Genomic DNA, 16,778 nt, shown 5'->3' with positions numbered 1-16,778 from the left:
GCACGCCGGCGGCGGGCAGTGCGGCCGCCGCCGGTTTGCCAATTTGCGCTATGACCGGATTATTTTGCCTGCGTATTTTTTCGACATCGGATCAAGGTGTGATCGACAAGGGGCCCGGGAATCGAAGCGCCGAAGCGCCGCCCGGGCTGACCGCATAGCCATGGAACCCCGGCCGCCGACGAAGCGGCGGCCGGGGTCGACACAGGAAGGAGACAGGGATGTCGGGATGGTCTGGAGTTACCGGCGCAGCGGGCGACACGCCCGCCGGCACGCCGGCTGAAGCGGGAGGCGGCACGGCGCTGAAGGCGGGGGCGGTCGGCTTTCCGACCGCGCTGGCGAGCGCCGTCGGCCTCATCATGGCAAGCCCGGTGATTCTCACCGCGACGTCGGGCTTCGGGATGGGCGGCTGGGCGTTCGCGGTCGCGATGATCATCGCGTTCGTGATGATGCAGGCGCAGGCGACCACCTTCTCGGAAGCCGCCGCGATGCTGCCGACGGCCGGCTCGGTTTACGATTACCTGTCGTGCGGGCTCGGCCGCTTCTGGGCGATCACCGGCACGATCTCCGCGTATTTCCTCGTGCACGTGTTCGCCGGCACGGCGGAAACGATCCTGAGCGGCATCATGGCGCTCGTCAATTTCGAATCGCTGAATGCCGCGTTCGAGAAGCACAACAGCTCGTGGCTCGTCGGCGTCGGCCTCGTCGTCACGTTCGCGATCACCAACATCATCGGCATCAAGGTGTTCAGCAAGCTCGAGATCGTGCTGACGGCCGGCATGTGGCTGTCGCTGATGATCTTCGGGATCCTCGGGCTCGCGGCCGCGCCGGCCGTGCATCTCGACGGCTGGTTCGGCGGCTCGGAAGTCGGCACGTCGGTGCCGGCCGTGCTGTCGCTGGTCGGGATGGCGATGTTCATGTTCGTCGGCTGCGAGTTCGTCACGCCGCTCGCGCCGGAAATGAAGGCGCCGGGCAAGACGATTCCGCGTGCGATGGCGCTGGGCCTCGTCGGCGTCGCGATCTGCATGTTCCTGTACGGCGCGGCGATCCGCCGCCAGGTCGCGAACGTGCCGGTGAGCGCCGACGGCCTCACGCACCTGCTCGACACGCCGGGCGCGATTCCCGCGTTCGCGCTGCAGGTGCTCGGGCCGTTCGGCCGCATCTGGTTCGGCATCGCGTTCCTGTGCGCGGGCGCCGCGACGATCAACACGCTGATGGCCGGGCTGCCGCGCATCCTGTACGGGATGGCGATCGACGGCGCGCTGCCGCGCTGCTTCGCGTACCTGCATCCGCGCTTCAAGACGCCGGTGGTCGGTATCGTCGCCGCGGCGATCGTACCGATCTTCCATGCGTGGCTGATCAACGGCAATCTCGACAGCATCCTGCACCTCGTGCTCGCCGCGACCTGCGCGTGGGGCACCGCGTACCTGCTCGTCACCGCGTCGGTCGTGATGCTGCGGATTCGCCGCCCGGACCTGCCGCGCCCGTACCGTTCGCCGCTGTTCCCGCTGCCGCAGATCGTGTCGAGCGTCGGCATCATCCTGGCGATCTGGTACATCACGCCGCCGGGCATGAACGCGCGCGACATCTACGTGCCGTTCGGCGCGATGCTCGGGCTCACCGCGCTGTACGCGCTGTTCTGGACGCTCGTCGTGCAGCGCCGGCATCCGTTCAAGCCGGTGCCGGTCGAGGAAGTGCTGCGCAACGAGCACGTCGCATCGTGAAGCTCGCGCTCGCCCGCTGGCGCGCGGCGCCCGATGCGCCGCCGCCCGGCCACCGGCCCGGCGCGATCGCCGCACGCGTGCTGGCGGATTTGGGCGCCGAGCGGGATGCCGATGGCGCTGGCAGCCTGACGGCCCGCCTGCCGAACGGCATGCGCGTGAGGGTCGACGAGCGCGTCGACCGCCAGTTCCTGATGCATACGGTCAGCGTGAAGGTGGCGGTAACCGCAGCCGGCCCGGCCGTGCAAGGCGGCGCGCGCGTGCGCCAGACCGGCTGGCTGCGCTGCACGGGTATCGACGCGGTGATCGTGCCAGGATGCGACCCCGGTTTCGTCGATGCGGTAGCCGCGCTGGTCGCCGAGCCGTCGCTGGCCGACGCGCTGCGGCCGCTGCACCTGACCGACTGCACGATCGACGCGCGCGACGGCCGCTGGACGCTCGCGATCGTGCCGTTCGGCGGCAGCGAGGTCGTGAACCGGATGCCGTCGTTCCGCCGCTACGTCCGCCTGACGGGCGAGCAGGCCGCCGCGCTGTCGGCGGCCTGTCTTGCGTTCGAAACCGCACTACGCAGGATATTGCACGGGTAAGCTGTGGCGTTGCGCGCCGGGGAACCGGCGGCCGCGTTTAGGGGTTTTACCGGAGATGCCGATGCTGTTCCAGTCACGCTCACACGAAGACGTGCACGATCACGGGCTCGCGATCGCGGGCTGGCATCAGGTCTACCGCCAGATGACGCCGGGCCGCTTCAAGGGCACCGTCACGCAGGTGCTGTACGACGATTTCCACTTCTTCCGCGAAACGACCAACCGGCGGGTCGCGCAAACCGGGCTCGCGCCGGCCGGGCGCACGTCGCTCGCGGTGCCGCTGTCCGTGCCGCTCGCGGGCACGTTCCAGGGCCAGCCCGTCGACGGCTATGCGCTGCTCGCGCTGCGCGCCGGCGAGGATTTCGAATTCCACACGCCGGAAGGGATGGGGCTGGTCGGGATCAGCGCGGCGTCCGACATGGTCGACGAGTTGTGCGAAGCCGAATTCGGCGCATCCGGCGCGCGCAAGCTGCGCCACGTGACGCGGCTGTCCGACGAGCAGGGCGTCGCGCTCGGCGTGCGGCTGTCGTCGCTGATCGACGATGCGCAGCGCAACCCGGGCCACCTCGAATACGCGGCCACCCGCAAGATGTTCCGCGACGCGATGCTCGGCATGTTCCTCGATGCGCTCGAGCAGGGGATCGGCGTCGAGCGTCGCGACATCACGCACGCCACCTACAGCGACATCGTGAGCCGTTGCGAGAAGCATCTGCGCGACCGGCCCGAGGAACCCGTCACCGTGCTCGAACTGTGCCGTGCGCTGCGCTGCAGCCGCCGCACGCTGCAGACGAGTTTTCAACGCGTGGCCGACGTCACGCCGGTCGGCTATCTGCGCACGATCCGGCTGAACGCGGTGCGCCGCCTGCTGCGCACGACGCCCGTGCAGCAGCTCGGCGTCGGCGAGGCCGCCGCGAGCTGGGGGTTCACGCACCTCGGCTATTTCGCGCGCGAGTATCGCGACCTGTTCGGCGAGCTGCCGTCGCAGACGACGCGCCCCGAATGACGCACGCGCGCCGCAACGGCGTCGTCGAGCACGGTCGCGGGCAACGCGTGCGACTGTTTGCCGATTTGCGATAGAGGTCCTGAATTTTCGCTGGATAGAGTCCTGTCACCCATATCGATAACCCCATCGATCTGCACTGCGAATCGATGACAACAGAGGGGCGGGACATGAAGATCGGACGACGACTGGCCGCGGCTGCGGCGACGCTGGGTTGCATGCACGCACACGCGCAGACCTCGGGCAGCGTGACGCTGTACGGCACCGTGGACACCGGCATCATCTACTCGACGAACCAGCAGTTCACGCGCGCCGACGGCAGTACGGGCGGCGGCCACGCATGGCAGATGGGTGGCGGCAACCTCGTGCCGTCACGCTTCGGCTTCCAGGGCGCCGAGCCGCTTGGCGGCGGGCTCAATGCGATGTTCACGCTCGAGCAGCAGTTTCTTTCGGCGAACGGGCAGGCGCTGCAGGGCGGCACGGCCTTCAGCCGGCAGGCGTGGGTCGGGCTGCGCCAGGACGGGATCGGCACGCTCGGCCTCGGCCGGCAGTACGACACGTACACCGACATGCTCGGCGCGTACGTGTCGAGCAACAACTGGTCGACGCCGTACGGCTCGCACCTCGGCGACGTCGACAACCTGAATGCCGCATTCAACTTCAACAACGCGGTGAAGTTCACCAGCGCCGATTTCAACGGCCTCACGTTCGGCGGCACGTTCAGCTTCGGCGGGCAGGCCGGCGATTTCTCCGCGAAGCGCGGTTACGCGGTGGCCGCGACGTACACGCGCGCACCGGTCGCGTTCTCGGTCGGCTACCTCGACCTGCACCAGCCGCTCGACGCGGCGCTCGGCGGCGCGAACGGCTATATCGGCGATTTCGCGTGCAGCAACCCGGGTGCGATGTATTGCCTTCTACAGGACGCGGGCTCGATGCGCGCGTTCGGCGCGGGCGGGTCGGTCACGTTCGGCGACGCGACGATCGCGCTCACCTATACGCATACGCGCCTCGGCGACAGCCGCTATTTCTCGACCACCGCGCAGCCGCGCACGCAGGCGTTTACGTTCGATATCGGCGAGGTGAACGCCACGTACATGTTCACGCCCGCGCTGCAGGGCGGCGTCGCCTATATCTTCAACGCCGCGCATACCGACGGGCGCGGCACGACGCGGTTCCACCAGGTGAACGTCGGCACGAACTACAGCCTGTCGAAGCGCACGGCGCTGTATGCGGTCGCGATCGGCCAGATCGCGAGCGGGAAGGGGCTCGGCACCGACGCGGACGGCAACGCGGTGAACTACGCGCAGATCCCGGTGCTCGCGAACAGCAACTCGAGCCGGCAACTGGCGGTGATGGCGGGTATTCGCGTGAATTTTTGAGCGCTGGGCATGGGACAGGGCGCGCGGAACGCGGGCGGCTATCGGCGTGCAACGGGTGGCGGGCATAGGGTGGGCGGATGGCCGCCGGGCTGCCGCTCGACTCGCTGCGGCAGGCGCCGCGTACCGGCGATCGCCGCGTGCCATAAATTCTTAACGATCGGCGTGAACAATGGCGTTCGCTACAGGCGGCCAGAAACATCTCCCGCGTTGCACACGTGTGCAACGCCCGGCCGTCCCGCCACCACGCCGAACGAGAGAGACCTCATGACCTTGCTGAGCCGCCTGCGCGCGCTGTCCGCCGCCCTTGCGCTGTCCTTCGCCGCCACGCACGCCGTTGCCGCGGATCTCGTCATCGCAGGCCGCGACGATATCTACGGCAAGGGGCTGGCCGACGCCGTCGCCGGCTTCAACAAGCTGCATCCGGGCACCGAGATCGAGCTGCTCAAGCTGCCGAACGCGAACCTGTACCAGAAGCTCAAGCTGTCGATGCGCGAAGGCACCGGCGCATACGACCTCGTGATGATGGACGACACGTGGGCGCCCGAATTCATCGGCAACGGCTGGCTGAAGCCGCTGCCCGCGTCGCTTGCTGACGCCGATCTCGTGCCGTCCGCCGTCGCGCTCGGCCGCAACGCGGCCGGCGCGCTGTACGCGCTGCCGATCGTCGGCAACGTCGAGATGTTCGCGTACCGCAAGGACCTGCTCGCGAAGTACAAGCTGCAGCCGCCGCGCAACTGGGACGACGTGCTGAAGATCGCGCAGACGGTCGGCGGTGCGGACAAGAGCGTGTCGGGCGTCGTGTTCCGCGGCACGAAGGGCAACCCGGTCGTGACGGGCTTCCTGCCGATCCTGTGGGCCTACGGCGGCGACGTGTTCGACCGTGCCGGCAACGTGACGATCGATTCGCGTGAGGCGCAAGCCGCGCTGAAGACCTTCCTCGCGCTGAAGGCGTCCGCGCCGAAGGACGTCGACGTGTACGGCGCGGCGGAAGTGCGCGATGCGCTGCAGCGCGGCACGGCCGCGCAGTCGATCGAGGTCTGGCCGGCGTGGGTGCCGGCGCTCGACGATCCGAAGCAGTCGCGCGTGGTCGGCCAGATCGCGCTGCAGCCGCCGCCCGGGCAGACCGCCGGCCCGGCGCCGATGCTCGGCATCTGGCAGATGGGCATCCCGAAGGACGCGCCGCACGCGAAGCTCGCGCAGGATTTCCTCGCGTACCTGACCGCCCGCGACACGCAGACGCGCCTCGCCGGCATCGGCATTCCGCCGACCCGCCGCAGTGTGTTCAACGATCCGGCGCTGGTGCGCCAGTACCGCTGGTATCCGGATCAGCTGAAGGCGCTCGAAGCCGGCCGTGCGCGGCCGCGCGTGAACGACTGGCAGCAGGTCGAGAGCATTCTCGGCGACCAGCTGCAGCTCGCGCTGACGGGGCAGGCCGCACCCGACGCCGCGCTGCGCCAGGCACAGCAGAAGATCGCACAGGCGACGGCCGCGGCCGGCAAGTGACGGCTCGCCTCGAACTCTCGCCGGGACCCAGCGCATGAAAGCTTTCGGCCGCAGCCTGCCGTTCGTCGCACTGCTCGGGCCCGCGCTGCTGGTGCTCGCCGCGCTCGCGCTGTATCCGGTCGCGCAGGTGCTGATCGATTCGTTCTGCCAGGTCGACTACTCGGCCGGCCGGCGCGCCTTCGCCGGGCTCGCGAACTATCGTGCGGTGCTCGGCGACGAGGCGTTCACGGCCGGCTTCGGCAACACGCTGCGCTTCACGATCGTCGCGTCGCTCGCCGAAGTCGCGCTGGGTTTCGGCCTCGCGCTGCTGTTCGTGCGCGCGTTTCCGGGGCGGCGCATCGCGCTGCCGCTCGCGATCCTGCCGATGATGCTGTCCACGCTCGTGTGCTCGGCGATCTGGCGCAACTGGCTCAACTTCGACGGTTTCCTGAACGCGCTGCTCGCGGCGTTCGGCATCGAAGGCGTGCGCTGGCTGTCCGATCCGCATCTCGCGCTGTGGTCGCTCGCGCTCGTCGACGTGTGGCAGTGGACGCCGATGGCGTTCCTGATCGTGCTCGCCGGGCTGCAGTCGATCCCGCAGGAGCTGTACGAAGCCGCGCGCACCGACGGCGCGAGCGAGTGGCAGTGCCTGCGCGACATCACGCTGCCGCTCGCGGCGCCGCAGATCGGCCTCGCGCTGCTGCTGCGCTCGATCGACACGTTCAAGCTGTTCGACAAGGTCTATGCGCTGACGGGCGGCGGCCCCGGCAACGCGACCCAGACGCTGTCGACCTATATCTACGACACGGGCTTCCGCTTCTTCAACGTCGGGCCGGCAAGTGCCGCGTCGGTGCTGATGCTCGCGGCGTCCGCGCTGCTGGTCTCGGGGTACGTATGGCAGACGGTTCGCAAGCGGCGCGCATGACGGCGCAACCCGCCCGCATCACGGGCGCACGAACGGGCGTCGCTTTGGGGCGCGCGATGCCCTGGGCATTGCGCTTCGTCGCACTCGCGCTGTTGCTGCTGCCGTGCCTGTGGATGGCGGGCGCGGCGTTCATGCCGACGCTCGAACGCCTCGATCATCCGTTACGGATCTGGCCGGCCGCGCCGACCTTCGAGCATTTCGCGTCGGTCTGGTCGAACGGCATCGGTGCACCGCTGTTCAATTCGTTGCTGGTCGGCTTCGGCACGACGCTGCTCGCGCTGGCGCTCGCGTTTCCGGCCGCGTACGCGCTCGTGCGGCTGCGGTTTCCGGCGCGGCTCGACCTGCTGTTCCTGGTGCTCGTGCTCGCGTTGAAGCTGATGCCGCCGATCACGATCGCGGTGCCGCTGTTCGCGCTCGCGAAGCGGCTGCACCTGCTCGACTCGACGCTCGGCCTGATGCTCGCGTACCAGATCTACGCGTTGCCGATGGCGATCTGGATGCTGCTCGCGTTCGTGCGCGACGTGCCGATCGAATACGAGGAAGCCGCCTGCATCGACGGCGCGGGGCTTGCTCGACGCCTCGTGCAGATCGTGCTGCCGCTGTGCGCGCCCGGGCTGATCGCGACCGCGATCTTCGTGTTCATCGCCGCGTGGAACGAATTCCTGATCGCGCTGCTGTTCGTGTCGACGCCGAGCCGCTTCACGCTGCCGCTCGCGATTGCCGGCTACGTGACCGAGAACGGCATCGACTGGGGCGACCTGATGAGCGCGGGCCTGATGGCGTCGCTGCCCACGCTGGCCGTGGCCGGCTATGTGCAGCGCTACCTGTTGCGCGGGTTCGCGGGCGGGCTGAAGTGACGCGCGGCGTCGCCGCGCCCGATGCTCCCTGGTTATGCGCAGCTGGCCCGCACCACCTGCGTGACCGGCACGATGCGCGTGCGCGACGGGCCGTCGAACGCCTGCATCCGGTCCGCGAGCAGGTCGACCGCCGCGTGCGCGAGGCCGCGCGTGTCCTGCCGCAGCGTCGTGAGCCGGTACGCGTCGTATTCGGCGGCGGGGATGTCGTCGAAGCCGATCACGCGCACGTCGTCCGGCACGCGCAACCCGAATTCGCTGCGCGCGACGTCGATCACGCCAAGCGCGAGCAGGTCGGACGAGCAGAACACGCCGTCGGGCCGCTTGCCGTTCCCGAACAGTTGCCGCGCGGCGTCGACGCCGCTTGCATGCGTGTCGGACGGCGTGTCGAGCACGTGCGCGAGTGTCGCGTCGAACGCATCGCCGCGCCCGATCGCCTGCTCGAACGCGGTGGCGCGCGACTGCGCGCTGTAGCTCGCGCCGCGCGGCCCGACGAACGCGAGCCGGCGCGCACCGGCCCGCACGAGCCGCTGCGCTGCGTGGACGGCGCCCGCCGCGTTGTCGCTGACGACGATGTCCGCGCCCGGCAGGTTCGCCTCGCGGTTGATCATCACGACCGGGATCCGGTGTTCGAGATACTGCTGCGCGACCGACAGCGGCGGCGATGCGGACGTCATCACGAGGCCCGCGATCCGGTAGCTGAGCAACTGCTCGAGCGATTGCCGGACCTGGCGCGGATCTTCCGCATTGGTCACGAGCGGCGTGAGCGCGCGCTGCCCGAGCGCGGCCATCAGGTCCGACAGCAGCCGTGCGCGAAACGGATTCTCGAACCCGGCCGTCACGACGCCGATCATGCTGCTGCGCTGCGTGATCATGTCGCGGGCGATCAGGTTGACCTGGTAGCCGAGCGCGCGCGCGGCGACCATCACGCGTTCACGTGTCTGCGGGGCGATGCTCGCCGTCGGCGAGAATGCACGCGACACCGCGGAGCGCGACACGCCGGCGCGCGCCGCGACATCCGATGCCGTGACCCACGGCTTTCTTTCCTTGTCATTCATCGATTCATGATCCCTTCGAGCCACGATACGTGCATGCCGCCCGCCGACTGGATGTCGGCGCTCGACGATGCGCGGCTGCTGCATACGCTGACCCTACCGGGCAGCCATGACACCTGTGCGTATACCGTCGACGATCGGCTCGTGCGCACCCAGCGTGCGCCGCTCGATGCCCAGCTCGCGCATGGCGTGCGGCTCCTCGACATCCGCTGCCGGCACGTGCGCGATGCGTTCGACATCCATCACGGCGGCATCGCGCTCGGCATGACGTTCGACGACGTGCTGGCAACCTGCGCGCGTTTTCTCGACGCGCATCCGCGCGAATGCCTCGTGATGTCGGTGAAGGACGAATGGCCGGCGCACGCGTGCACGCGCAGTTTCGATGCGACGTTCGACGCGCATCGTGCGCGGCATCCGCGGCTGCGCTGGCATGCCGGCGGCACGCTGCCCGCGCTCGGCGACGTGCGCGGCGCGATCGTGCTGCTGCGCCGCTTTCGCAGCAGCCGGCCGCTCGGCATCGATTTGACCGCATGGCCCGACAACGCGACGTTCACGATCGACCACCCCGATGGCGCATTCGTGATCCAGGACGAATATCGCGTGCCGGTCGCCGCGTCGATCGGCTGGAAGTGGCGTGCGATCGACGCACTGCTGACGGATTTGCCGTCGCCGGACAGCGGCCGCTGGGCGATCAACTTCTGCAGCGGGACGGGAATGGGCGCGAATCCGTCGGTGGTCGCGCACGGCGACGGCAACGTGCGGGGCATTCATGCGCGGCTGGCCGCACGGCTGCGCGAGCAGCCCGGCCCGTATGGCGCGATGCTGCTCGACTTCTGCGATGACGACGACTGGGCGCTGGTGCGCGCGCTGATCGCGTGCAACGACCATGTGCCGGCGCCGGGCGTCTGGCGCAAGACGTTTCGCTGTTAGCGGAGATTGGCGCTGAAGAACGCGAGTGCCTTCGCGTCGAGTGTTTCGTGGAAGGCCACGCGGTCGAATCCCTTCGCATCGGTACAGACTTCAGGCGAGTCGTGCGCCAGTGATTCGGAGCACGGCGCGAGAAACGCGAAATGCGCGGAATTCGGCACGACGTGGAATTCCGGCCGTTGCGGCAGCATGCCGGCCAGCGCGGGGACCGTTTCCGGCTCCACGCCGTCGCCGCCCGCTTCGGACGCCCAGAGCTGGATCGGCGCATGCACGTCTTTCAGCGTATCGGCGGTCGGGAATTCGTTCATCGGGTCGGCGATCACGTAGGCCTTGATCCGCGGATCGTGCGCCAGCGGCTGGCGCGGCAGGTCATGGTCGCGGATCTGCTTGCAGATCAACCAGGTCGGGTCCGGGCAGGCCACGTGCGCGTGCACGAAATCCGGATTGGCGCCGGCCAGCACGAGGCCCGTATAGCCGCCGCGCGAGAAGCCGAAGAAGCCGATCCGCGCGGGATCGATGTGCGCGGCGTCGGGCCCGTTGGACAGCATGTAGTCGACCAGGCGCTTGATGTCCTCCGGCCGCTCCGCCAGCTCCCTCAGGTCGGCCGCGCGGCTCATGTCGGCATGCGTGTCGCCGGGATGGTTGATCGCCGCGACGACGTAGCCCGAGTCGGCAAGCGTTTCGGCGAGGTCGTGATGCCCGAAGTACGTGCCGGCATGGCCGTGCGAAATCACGACCAGCGGCAGCTTGTCGCCGACGGTCGGGCAGTTGCGTTGCCCTTTCAGCAGGAACGGGCCGATCGTGAGCGATTGCGCGGGTGCCGCGCAGGGGGTCCAGATGACCGCCCGCAACTCGTGGCCGGCCGCATTGGCCGGGATGCTGAGGAACTTGATGCCGGCCGCGTGCGCGACCGTGGCGGACAGGCAGAGCAGGACAGCCGATAGCCAGGTTTTCATTGAGGTCCCCGGGGCAGGCGCGCGGCGGGCCGCCTTCGCGACTCGCCGTATCGTGACGAAAATCGGCGGTTGTGTATAGCTGTAAGAAGCGACGAACGGTTCGTTCGCGACACTTCGTAACGAATCATCGGGCAGTAAGCGGGCACGCACCGGGACGACACGCGCTTGTGGCGTGGAGGGCGTCGAGACGCTTGAATGAAGAGGCGCTCGGTCAGAATGAATCCGGCAGGTTCGTCAGCGCATCTCGTCATTGCTAGAATCACCGCGCTCTGAGGAGGATCCAGCATGACGCAATGCAAGACTTTTTATCGGGCATTCAGGGACAACATGGATGCCCTCGGTTTACCCGCGCCAGCAAGCCTGTTTGCTGCGCAGCAAACCGCAACCGGCACGCTCGCGGCTATTCTCGGCGTGCTCAAGACGCTCGGCCCGACTGCTACTGTTGGCGAACTGATCGGAGCAACGACCGGACTGGAACTGCTGGCAGCCGCGTCAGCACTCGGGGCGAGCTTTTACGTCGGTGCGGCGATCGGCAGCCTGATTGTGGCTGCCGACGCGTCGCTGGTGTGCGACAAGCGCGGCGTGGCCGCTGTCGACGGCATTCGCGTCTGGGCGGCTCGTCGCGGTCTTGTGATTCCGCAAGATGTCTATCGCGTGATCGAACGGTATCCGGAGGTACTTCGACCCATGCCAGTCAGTGTGACGTTTGCGATCCGCGCACGCGCAATCGGGAGGGCGACCGCATGAGCAGAATGGCAGACGGAATCAGTCTGATCGCCGCGGCTGTTGTAGTCGCAGCTGTTGCATGGGCACTGCTGCATTACTCGGGGAACTGGTTTTTTCCCGTTGCGACGCTCGTCGCGCTGGTTGCATTGCTCGCGGACAATCGACGGTTGAGAAAGCGCCTGCGCGACCTGGGAGATGACCCGCGCTTACGGAAGTAACGCTTCCTGCACGTCAGGCGTTACAGAATGCCATCAGCGCGCCTCGATTCCACATCAGCGCGTCGCGATCGCCACTGCCGCACCGGCCATCGCGGTCGCGCTCGTGCGGTTCGCGAACCGCTTCGCGCGCGCCGACGTCAGGAACGCCCGTGCGCGCGACGCAAGCAGCGACCAGAAGCAGTCGGCCAGGATCAGGACCGCGAGCATCGTGCCGACCAGCTCGGCCCACGCGGTCACGCCGACGTGCGCGAGATCGACGATGGTCGGCAGCAACGCGAGATAGAAAACCGCAATCTTCGGATTGCCGAGCGTGACGGCCATGCCCGCGACGAACATGCGCCACGGCGACTGGCCGCGCGGCAGGTCGTCCGCGCCCGTCCCGGTCGGTGCGGTCCACATCTTCCATGCGAGGAACAGCAGGTACGCGACGCCGAGCAGCTTCAGCACGATCAGGCCCGTCTCGAACGTGCGCGCGAACGCGGACAGCCCCGCGACCGCGAGCGTGAGCCACAGCGCTTCGCCGACCCACATGGCCGCGAGGAACGGCAGCACGTCACGCACGCCGTTCGTCAGCACGCGCGCGACCAGCGCGGCGACGCTCGGCCCGGGCGTGCCGGCGGTGACGAGCAGGGTGACAGCGAAGACGGCGAGCGCGGACAGCGTCATGACGAACCTCGTGGGTGGGGCGTTCGAAACGTATGAGGTTTCGATTATAGTGACGGCCGTTCCAGACTGTCTGCCTGAATTGCCGTCATGACTGCACCGATCCTGATCCGTCCCGCCACGCGGGAAGACGCGGCCGCGATGGCCGCCGTCGAAGTGGCTGCCGCGCAGCGGTTTCGCGAAATCGGCATGACCCACATCGCGGAAGCCGAGCCGACCGATACGGCCGCCGTACTCGTGCGCATCGATGGCGGCCGGGCTTATGTGGCGGTCGATGCGCACGGCGCGTGCGTCGGGTTTGCGTTCTACCGGCTGCTCGATGCGCAGCGGCTTTATCTGGAAGAACTGGATGTCGCGCCGTCGCATGCCGGACAGCGGATCGGCGCGCGCCTGATCGAACAGGTGATGGCACGCGCGGCGCAGGAAGGGATCGCGGAGGTCGTGCTGTCGACGTTTCGCGACGCGCCGTGGAATGCGCCGTACTACGCGCGCCTGGGTTTCAGCATCGTCGACGCCGCCACGCTCGACGACACGCTGCGCGCGATCCGCGCGCACCACGTATCGCTCGGCCTCGACGAGACGCAGCGCGTGTTCATGCGGGCGGACGTGCGCCGCTGAACACGCGCTGCCTGGCCGTCAGGCCGCGTCGCTCAGCGCCGGGTAATCGGTATAACCCGTTTCGCCTTCCGCGTAGAACGTCTCCGGCACCGGCTTGTTGAGCGGTGCGCCGAGTTCGAGGCGGCGCGGCAGGTCGGGGTTCGCGATGAACAGCTTGCCCCATGCGATCGCGTCGGCGCTGCCGTCCTCGAGTGCAGCCTGCGCGGTGTCGAGCGTGAACTGCTCGTTCGCGATCAGCGGGCCGCCGAACGCTTCCTTCAGGCGCGGGCTCAAGTGGTCGCCCGAATACGACTCACGCGTGAAGATGAACGCGATCTTGCGACGGCCGAGTTCGCGCGCGACATAGCCGAACGTTGCCGCCGGATCGGAATCGCCCATCGTGTGCGCGTCGCCGCGCGGGGCAAGGTGCACGCCGACGCGGCCGGCGCCCCACACGTCGATTGCCGCATCGACCACTTCGAGCAGCAGGCGTGCGCGGTTCTCGATCGGGCCGCCATATGCATCGGTGCGGTGGTTGGTGCTGTCCTGCAGGAACTGGTCGAGCAGGTAGCCGTTCGCGCCGTGGATCTCGACACCGTCGAAGCCGGCGGCCTTCGCGTTTTCCGCACCCTTGCGGTACGCGGCGACGATGCCCGGGATTTCGTCGAGCTCGAGTGCGCGCGGCGTCACGTACGGGCGCTGCGGACGCACGAGGCTCACGTGGCCGCCGGCGGCGATCGCGCTCGGCGCGACCGGCAGGTCGCCGTTCAGGAACACCGGGTCGGAGATCCGGCCGACGTGCCAGAGTTGCAGCACGATGCGCCCACCGGCCGCATGCACGGCCTGCGTCACCTGTTTCCAGCCCTCGACCTGCTCGTCGGACCAGATGCCGGGGGTGTCCGCGTAGCCGACGCCCTGCGGCGTGACCGATGTTGCCTCGGTAATGATCAGGCCGGCCGTCGCGCGCTCGGCGTAGTAGCGGGCCATCAGCGCGTTCGGCACGCGCGTCGCGCCCGCACGGGAGCGGGTGAGCGGCGCCATCACGATGCGGTTCGGCAGGGTCAGGTCGCCGAGGGTGACGGGATCGAACAGGGTGGGCATGGCAAATAACCTCTTCACGAAAGGCGGGAAACCGTCGCGTCATGGGCGACGGCGCTCCGCATGGCCGGTTCGGCCGTGTTGACTAGAGTTCGCGGCGCAGGGCGTCGTGAAATGCGTCGATGACGGCCTCGTTGCGTTGAAAGAACGCCCACTGGCCGATCCGTGTCGACGTCACGAGCCCCGCGCGTTGCAGCGTCGCGAGGTGCGCGGAGACGGTCGACTGCGACAGCCCGCAGCGCGCGTCGATCTGGCCCGCGCAGACGCCGTGTTCATACGGCAGCGTCTGGTTCGGGAAATGCTCGCCCGGCGTTTTCAGCCAGAGGAGGATTTCCCGGCGCACGGGGTTCGAGAGCGCTTTCAGGATGGCTTCGATGTCGAGTTCGGTCGGCATGGATCGGGCGGGCGTTTCAGTCAGGCAAACAGGTATCGTCGATGGGCGAATCTTATATCGGAACTTGACGATATGTTTGAAAGCATTGCTGGCAATGGGGTTGATAGCGAAATGCGATAACGGGGATGGATCGTTGTGACCCTCGAGGGTGCAGGGCGGGTCGTTCCGCAACGGCGCGATCCGGCCCTCAGTCGGACAGTCCGAAGATCTAGTACCGTCCTGCGTCGCATCGACATGCGCGACAGAATCCAGCACGCGTATCACGGGCGGATGGCCATACACCCGCTCGACCATCGCCTTGTATTCGTCGCCGTGCCAGAAATCACGGTCGATCCTCCGTCGGCAAATCAGGGGAATGAACTTCACATGCCGACGTACGAGACGGAAACCGTGTCGCATGCGCTTCAAGCGGCAGGCGCAGTGCATTCGCGAGATAACTGACCGTCCGATAGAAGCCCGCCAGCATCAGCAGCTCGAGCCGTGCCTCGTCACTGAAATGCCGGCACAGCGTGTGCCACAGGTCATCGTCGATATCGCAGTGCCGATGCAGCGCATCGCACATCCGGATCAGCACCCGGTCGTCGTCGTTCCAGCATGTGTCGTCAGCCGAGCCGCAAGCCAACGACCGGATTTGCTCGCTGCTCAGCTTCGCCGTCCGGGCGAACACGGCGACATGCACGCCCCATTCGTATTCGCACCCGCAAAGCGCGGTAGTGCGGTCGATGACGATCTCGCGTTGCCGGATGTCGAGATGGCCCTTGTCCAGCAGGCCGGCGGCAAAGAATTTCGTGAACAGGCGCGGATCGCGCGCGAGCGTGGTGAAGAGTCGCAACGGTGGGTGGCCCTGCATGATCCGGTCGATCGAAGCCGTGATGTCGGGTTCGAACGGCGGTGATGCGGATGCAATACGCTGAGTCATGTGAGCCCCGTGCCCGAGACGATGCATGCGTGGAAGCGTAGGCGTCGTGCTTTAAAAAGTAAAGCAGAACCGAGGCGCGATTCAAGCGATTGACTCTGCCTGGCGTTTGCTTTAAAAAGTACAGCATGACCACACCAAAAATCGGACAGCGCGTTCGCGGATCGAAGACGGGACGACCCATCATGGTCGTGCTGGATCTGCTTGGGCGGCGGACTACGCTGCGCATCCTGTGGGAACTGCGCGGCGAGCCGCTCACATTCCGCGCACTGCAGGAAGCCTGCGAAACGAATGCGCGCCTGCTCAATACGCGGCTGGCCGAGCTCAAGGCATCGGGCCTCGTCGAGCATGGCGAGGGCGGCTACTGCATGACGGCCGAAGGCCGGCGGCTCGAGGCGGCGCTGCAACCGTTGCTGGGGTGGGCAAAACAATGGGCGACGCGCGACCCGGACGGGTTCGACGCGGCCGATCGCGAGCAATCCGGTCAGGAACGCTGATCGATCGACACGCGGATGCGCATCGCAACGTCATGCCGGTTCGCGCGTCGCGCGCAAGCCGATTTTTTCGGAGCGTCCTTTCATGCCTGTTCAGGCCGTCATCTTCGATTTCGATCTGACGCTGGCGGATTCGTCCGCCGCAATCATCGAATGCACGGAATACGCGCTGCATCGGCTGGATGCCGCCGGCGCGACACCGGCGCAGATCGGTGCCGTGATCGGGCTGCCGCTGCACGAAATGTTCCGCTTGCTGACGGGTGAAACCGAGCCGGCGCGGGCCGACGCGTTTGCGCGCCACTTCGTGGCACGCGCCGACGAGATCATGGTGCACGGCACGCGCATCTATCCCGATGTCCCGTCGCTGCTTGCGCGTCTGCGCGAGCAGGGTCTCGCGGTCGCGATCGTGTCGTCGAAGTTCCGCTACCGGATCGAGGCGATTCTTGCGCTGAACGAACTGCAGTCGCTCGTCGACGTGCTGATCGGCGGCGAGGACGTGCAGCGTCACAAGCCTGATCCCGAAGGGCTCGTGCTGGCGCTGGCGCGGCTGGGCGTGCCGGCCCGTTCGGCGATCTACGTGGGTGACCATGCGGTGGATGCGCAGGCGGCCGAGCGTGCCGGCGTGGCGTTCGTCGGCGCGGTGAGCGGGATGACGTCGTTCGATGGATGGGCACGCGCGGGCAAGCAGGCGGTGGCCACGCATATCGGCGAACTGGACGCGATCGTGCAACGGATGCAGCGCGATGCGTCCGAAGCGTCGGGCTGACGCGCCCCGGCCCGTCGATCGTCGGG

General features: G+C 67.7%; 19 protein-coding genes. 13 read left to right on the top strand and 6 right to left on the bottom strand.

Annotation, left to right across the window (positions count from 1 at the left end; translation table 11 throughout):
- Window positions 1–218 precede the first annotated feature (218 nt).
- The 7 genes from CFB40_RS27400 to CFB40_RS27370 all read left to right on the top strand — a co-directional run bounded on the left by CFB40_RS27400 (window position 219) and on the right by CFB40_RS27370 (window position 7,945).
- Window positions 219–1,721, top strand: a complete 1,503-nt coding sequence (locus CFB40_RS27400) for an APC family permease (protein ID WP_089427102.1) — start codon at window positions 219–221, stop codon at window positions 1,719–1,721.
- Window positions 1,718–2,305, top strand: a complete 588-nt coding sequence (locus CFB40_RS27395) for a DUF3156 family protein (protein WP_089432953.1) — start codon at window positions 1,718–1,720, stop codon at window positions 2,303–2,305. The genes CFB40_RS27400 and CFB40_RS27395 overlap by 4 nt, the downstream gene beginning before the upstream one ends.
- A gap of 61 nt (window positions 2,306–2,366) precedes the next feature.
- Window positions 2,367–3,305 (top strand): helix-turn-helix domain-containing protein, encoded by a 939-nt coding sequence (locus CFB40_RS27390; RefSeq protein ID WP_039344159.1) that lies wholly within the window; start codon window positions 2,367–2,369, stop codon window positions 3,303–3,305.
- 167 nt (window positions 3,306–3,472) lie between these two features.
- On the top strand, window positions 3,473–4,681 hold the full coding sequence (locus CFB40_RS27385) for a porin (RefSeq protein WP_089432952.1): 1,209 nt from the start codon (window positions 3,473–3,475) through the stop codon (window positions 4,679–4,681).
- Between the two features lie 264 nt (window positions 4,682–4,945).
- A complete protein-coding gene (locus tag CFB40_RS27380; protein WP_039343900.1) occupies window positions 4,946–6,184 on the top strand; it encodes an ABC transporter substrate-binding protein in 1,239 nt (412 codons plus the stop codon).
- Window positions 6,185–6,218: 34 nt separating this feature from the next.
- Window positions 6,219–7,088: a carbohydrate ABC transporter permease gene (locus CFB40_RS27375; protein WP_089432951.1), complete on the top strand. Its 870-nt coding sequence runs from the start codon at window positions 6,219–6,221 to the stop codon at window positions 7,086–7,088.
- Complete coding sequence (locus CFB40_RS27370) at window positions 7,058–7,945, top strand: carbohydrate ABC transporter permease (RefSeq protein ID WP_373452689.1); 888 nt, start codon at window positions 7,058–7,060, stop codon at window positions 7,943–7,945. The genes CFB40_RS27375 and CFB40_RS27370 overlap by 31 nt, the downstream gene beginning before the upstream one ends.
- Before the next feature lie 32 nt (window positions 7,946–7,977).
- Here the strand turns inward: CFB40_RS27370 and CFB40_RS27365 are convergent, their stop codons facing one another.
- Complete coding sequence (locus CFB40_RS27365) at window positions 7,978–9,000, bottom strand: LacI family DNA-binding transcriptional regulator (protein WP_089427107.1); 1,023 nt, start codon at window positions 8,998–9,000, stop codon at window positions 7,978–7,980.
- Between the two features lie 6 nt (window positions 9,001–9,006).
- On the opposite strand from CFB40_RS27365, the gene CFB40_RS27360 reads away from it, so the two are divergent.
- Complete coding sequence (locus CFB40_RS27360) at window positions 9,007–9,927, top strand: phosphatidylinositol-specific phospholipase C (protein ID WP_179255310.1); 921 nt, start codon at window positions 9,007–9,009, stop codon at window positions 9,925–9,927.
- On the opposite strand, the gene CFB40_RS27355 is transcribed toward CFB40_RS27360, so the two are convergent.
- Complete coding sequence (locus CFB40_RS27355; protein WP_089432948.1) at window positions 9,924–10,880, bottom strand: alpha/beta hydrolase family protein; 957 nt, start codon at window positions 10,878–10,880, stop codon at window positions 9,924–9,926. The genes CFB40_RS27360 and CFB40_RS27355 overlap by 4 nt on opposite strands.
- Window positions 10,881–11,165: 285 nt before the next feature.
- Between CFB40_RS27355 and CFB40_RS27350 the strand changes: the two genes are divergently transcribed.
- Window positions 11,166–11,627 carry a hypothetical protein gene (locus CFB40_RS27350; RefSeq protein WP_089427110.1) on the top strand — a complete coding sequence of 154 codons (462 nt, stop codon included), beginning with the start codon at window positions 11,166–11,168 and terminating at the stop codon, window positions 11,625–11,627.
- Window positions 11,624–11,824 (top strand): hypothetical protein, encoded by a 201-nt coding sequence (locus CFB40_RS27345; RefSeq protein WP_089427111.1) that lies wholly within the window; start codon window positions 11,624–11,626, stop codon window positions 11,822–11,824. Before CFB40_RS27350 ends, CFB40_RS27345 begins: the two co-directional genes overlap by 4 nt.
- A 54-nt stretch (window positions 11,825–11,878) precedes the next feature.
- Here the strand turns inward: CFB40_RS27345 and CFB40_RS27340 are convergent, their stop codons facing one another.
- Window positions 11,879–12,490, bottom strand: a complete 612-nt coding sequence (locus CFB40_RS27340; protein WP_089432947.1) for a LysE family translocator — start codon at window positions 12,488–12,490, stop codon at window positions 11,879–11,881.
- A gap of 87 nt (window positions 12,491–12,577) precedes the next feature.
- Between CFB40_RS27340 and CFB40_RS27335 the strand changes: the two genes are divergently transcribed.
- Window positions 12,578–13,105: a GNAT family N-acetyltransferase gene (locus CFB40_RS27335; protein ID WP_089432946.1), complete on the top strand. Its 528-nt coding sequence runs from the start codon at window positions 12,578–12,580 to the stop codon at window positions 13,103–13,105.
- A gap of 18 nt (window positions 13,106–13,123) precedes the next feature.
- On the opposite strand, the gene CFB40_RS27330 is transcribed toward CFB40_RS27335, so the two are convergent.
- From CFB40_RS27330 to CFB40_RS27320, 3 genes are all read right to left on the bottom strand, one after another.
- Entirely contained in the window at window positions 13,124–14,185 is a 1,062-nt protein-coding gene (locus CFB40_RS27330; protein WP_089427114.1) for an alkene reductase, read from the bottom strand.
- 82 nt (window positions 14,186–14,267) lie between these two features.
- A complete protein-coding gene (locus CFB40_RS27325; RefSeq protein ID WP_089427115.1) occupies window positions 14,268–14,576 on the bottom strand; it encodes an ArsR/SmtB family transcription factor in 309 nt (102 codons plus the stop codon).
- 322 nt (window positions 14,577–14,898) lie between these two features.
- Window positions 14,899–15,495 (bottom strand): carboxymuconolactone decarboxylase family protein, encoded by a 597-nt coding sequence (locus CFB40_RS27320; RefSeq protein ID WP_089432945.1) that lies wholly within the window; start codon window positions 15,493–15,495, stop codon window positions 14,899–14,901.
- 182 nt (window positions 15,496–15,677) lie between these two features.
- On the opposite strand from CFB40_RS27320, the gene CFB40_RS27315 reads away from it, so the two are divergent.
- Together CFB40_RS27315 and CFB40_RS27310 are read left to right on the top strand one after the other, a co-directional pair.
- Entirely contained in the window at window positions 15,678–15,989 is a 312-nt protein-coding gene (locus CFB40_RS27315; RefSeq protein ID WP_256976904.1) for a winged helix-turn-helix transcriptional regulator, read from the top strand.
- Between the two features lie 82 nt (window positions 15,990–16,071).
- Window positions 16,072–16,752: an HAD family hydrolase gene (locus tag CFB40_RS27310; RefSeq protein WP_089429066.1), complete on the top strand. Its 681-nt coding sequence runs from the start codon at window positions 16,072–16,074 to the stop codon at window positions 16,750–16,752.
- The last annotated feature ends 26 nt before the right edge of the window (window positions 16,753–16,778 follow it).

The organism is Burkholderia sp. AU31652 (assembly GCF_002223155.1).
GTDB lineage: Bacteria > Pseudomonadota > Gammaproteobacteria > Burkholderiales > Burkholderiaceae > Burkholderia.
Note: the sequence above shows the minus strand (reverse complement) of the source record. Positions and strands in the feature narration are given on the sequence as shown.

What these genes read in the sequence shown, in the direction of transcription:
- CFB40_RS27400 (WP_089427102.1), top strand. Translation starts at nt 219, where the DNA reads ATGTCGGGATGGTCTGGAGTTACCGGCGCAGCGGGCGACACGCCCGCC.
- CFB40_RS27390 (WP_039344159.1), top strand. Translation starts at nt 2,367, where the DNA reads ATGCTGTTCCAGTCACGCTCACACGAAGACGTGCACGATCACGGGCTC.
- CFB40_RS27385 (WP_089432952.1), top strand. Translation starts at nt 3,473, where the DNA reads ATGAAGATCGGACGACGACTGGCCGCGGCTGCGGCGACGCTGGGTTGC.
- CFB40_RS27380 (WP_039343900.1), top strand. Translation starts at nt 4,946, where the DNA reads ATGACCTTGCTGAGCCGCCTGCGCGCGCTGTCCGCCGCCCTTGCGCTG.
- CFB40_RS27375 (WP_089432951.1), top strand. Translation starts at nt 6,219, where the DNA reads ATGAAAGCTTTCGGCCGCAGCCTGCCGTTCGTCGCACTGCTCGGGCCC.
- CFB40_RS27370 (WP_373452689.1), top strand. Translation starts at nt 7,058, where the DNA reads ATGGCAGACGGTTCGCAAGCGGCGCGCATGACGGCGCAACCCGCCCGC.
- CFB40_RS27365 (WP_089427107.1), bottom strand. Translation starts at nt 9,000, where the DNA reads ATGAATGACAAGGAAAGAAAGCCGTGGGTCACGGCATCGGATGTCGCG.
- CFB40_RS27360 (WP_179255310.1), top strand. Translation starts at nt 9,007, where the DNA reads ATGATCCCTTCGAGCCACGATACGTGCATGCCGCCCGCCGACTGGATG.
- CFB40_RS27355 (WP_089432948.1), bottom strand. Translation starts at nt 10,880, where the DNA reads ATGAAAACCTGGCTATCGGCTGTCCTGCTCTGCCTGTCCGCCACGGTC.
- CFB40_RS27350 (WP_089427110.1), top strand. Translation starts at nt 11,166, where the DNA reads ATGACGCAATGCAAGACTTTTTATCGGGCATTCAGGGACAACATGGAT.
- CFB40_RS27345 (WP_089427111.1), top strand. Translation starts at nt 11,624, where the DNA reads ATGAGCAGAATGGCAGACGGAATCAGTCTGATCGCCGCGGCTGTTGTA.
- CFB40_RS27340 (WP_089432947.1), bottom strand. Translation starts at nt 12,490, where the DNA reads ATGACGCTGTCCGCGCTCGCCGTCTTCGCTGTCACCCTGCTCGTCACC.
- CFB40_RS27335 (WP_089432946.1), top strand. Translation starts at nt 12,578, where the DNA reads ATGACTGCACCGATCCTGATCCGTCCCGCCACGCGGGAAGACGCGGCC.
- CFB40_RS27330 (WP_089427114.1), bottom strand. Translation starts at nt 14,185, where the DNA reads ATGCCCACCCTGTTCGATCCCGTCACCCTCGGCGACCTGACCCTGCCG.
- CFB40_RS27325 (WP_089427115.1), bottom strand. Translation starts at nt 14,576, where the DNA reads ATGCCGACCGAACTCGACATCGAAGCCATCCTGAAAGCGCTCTCGAAC.
- CFB40_RS27320 (WP_089432945.1), bottom strand. Translation starts at nt 15,495, where the DNA reads ATGACTCAGCGTATTGCATCCGCATCACCGCCGTTCGAACCCGACATC.
- CFB40_RS27315 (WP_256976904.1), top strand. Translation starts at nt 15,678, where the DNA reads ATGGTCGTGCTGGATCTGCTTGGGCGGCGGACTACGCTGCGCATCCTG.
- CFB40_RS27310 (WP_089429066.1), top strand. Translation starts at nt 16,072, where the DNA reads ATGCCTGTTCAGGCCGTCATCTTCGATTTCGATCTGACGCTGGCGGAT.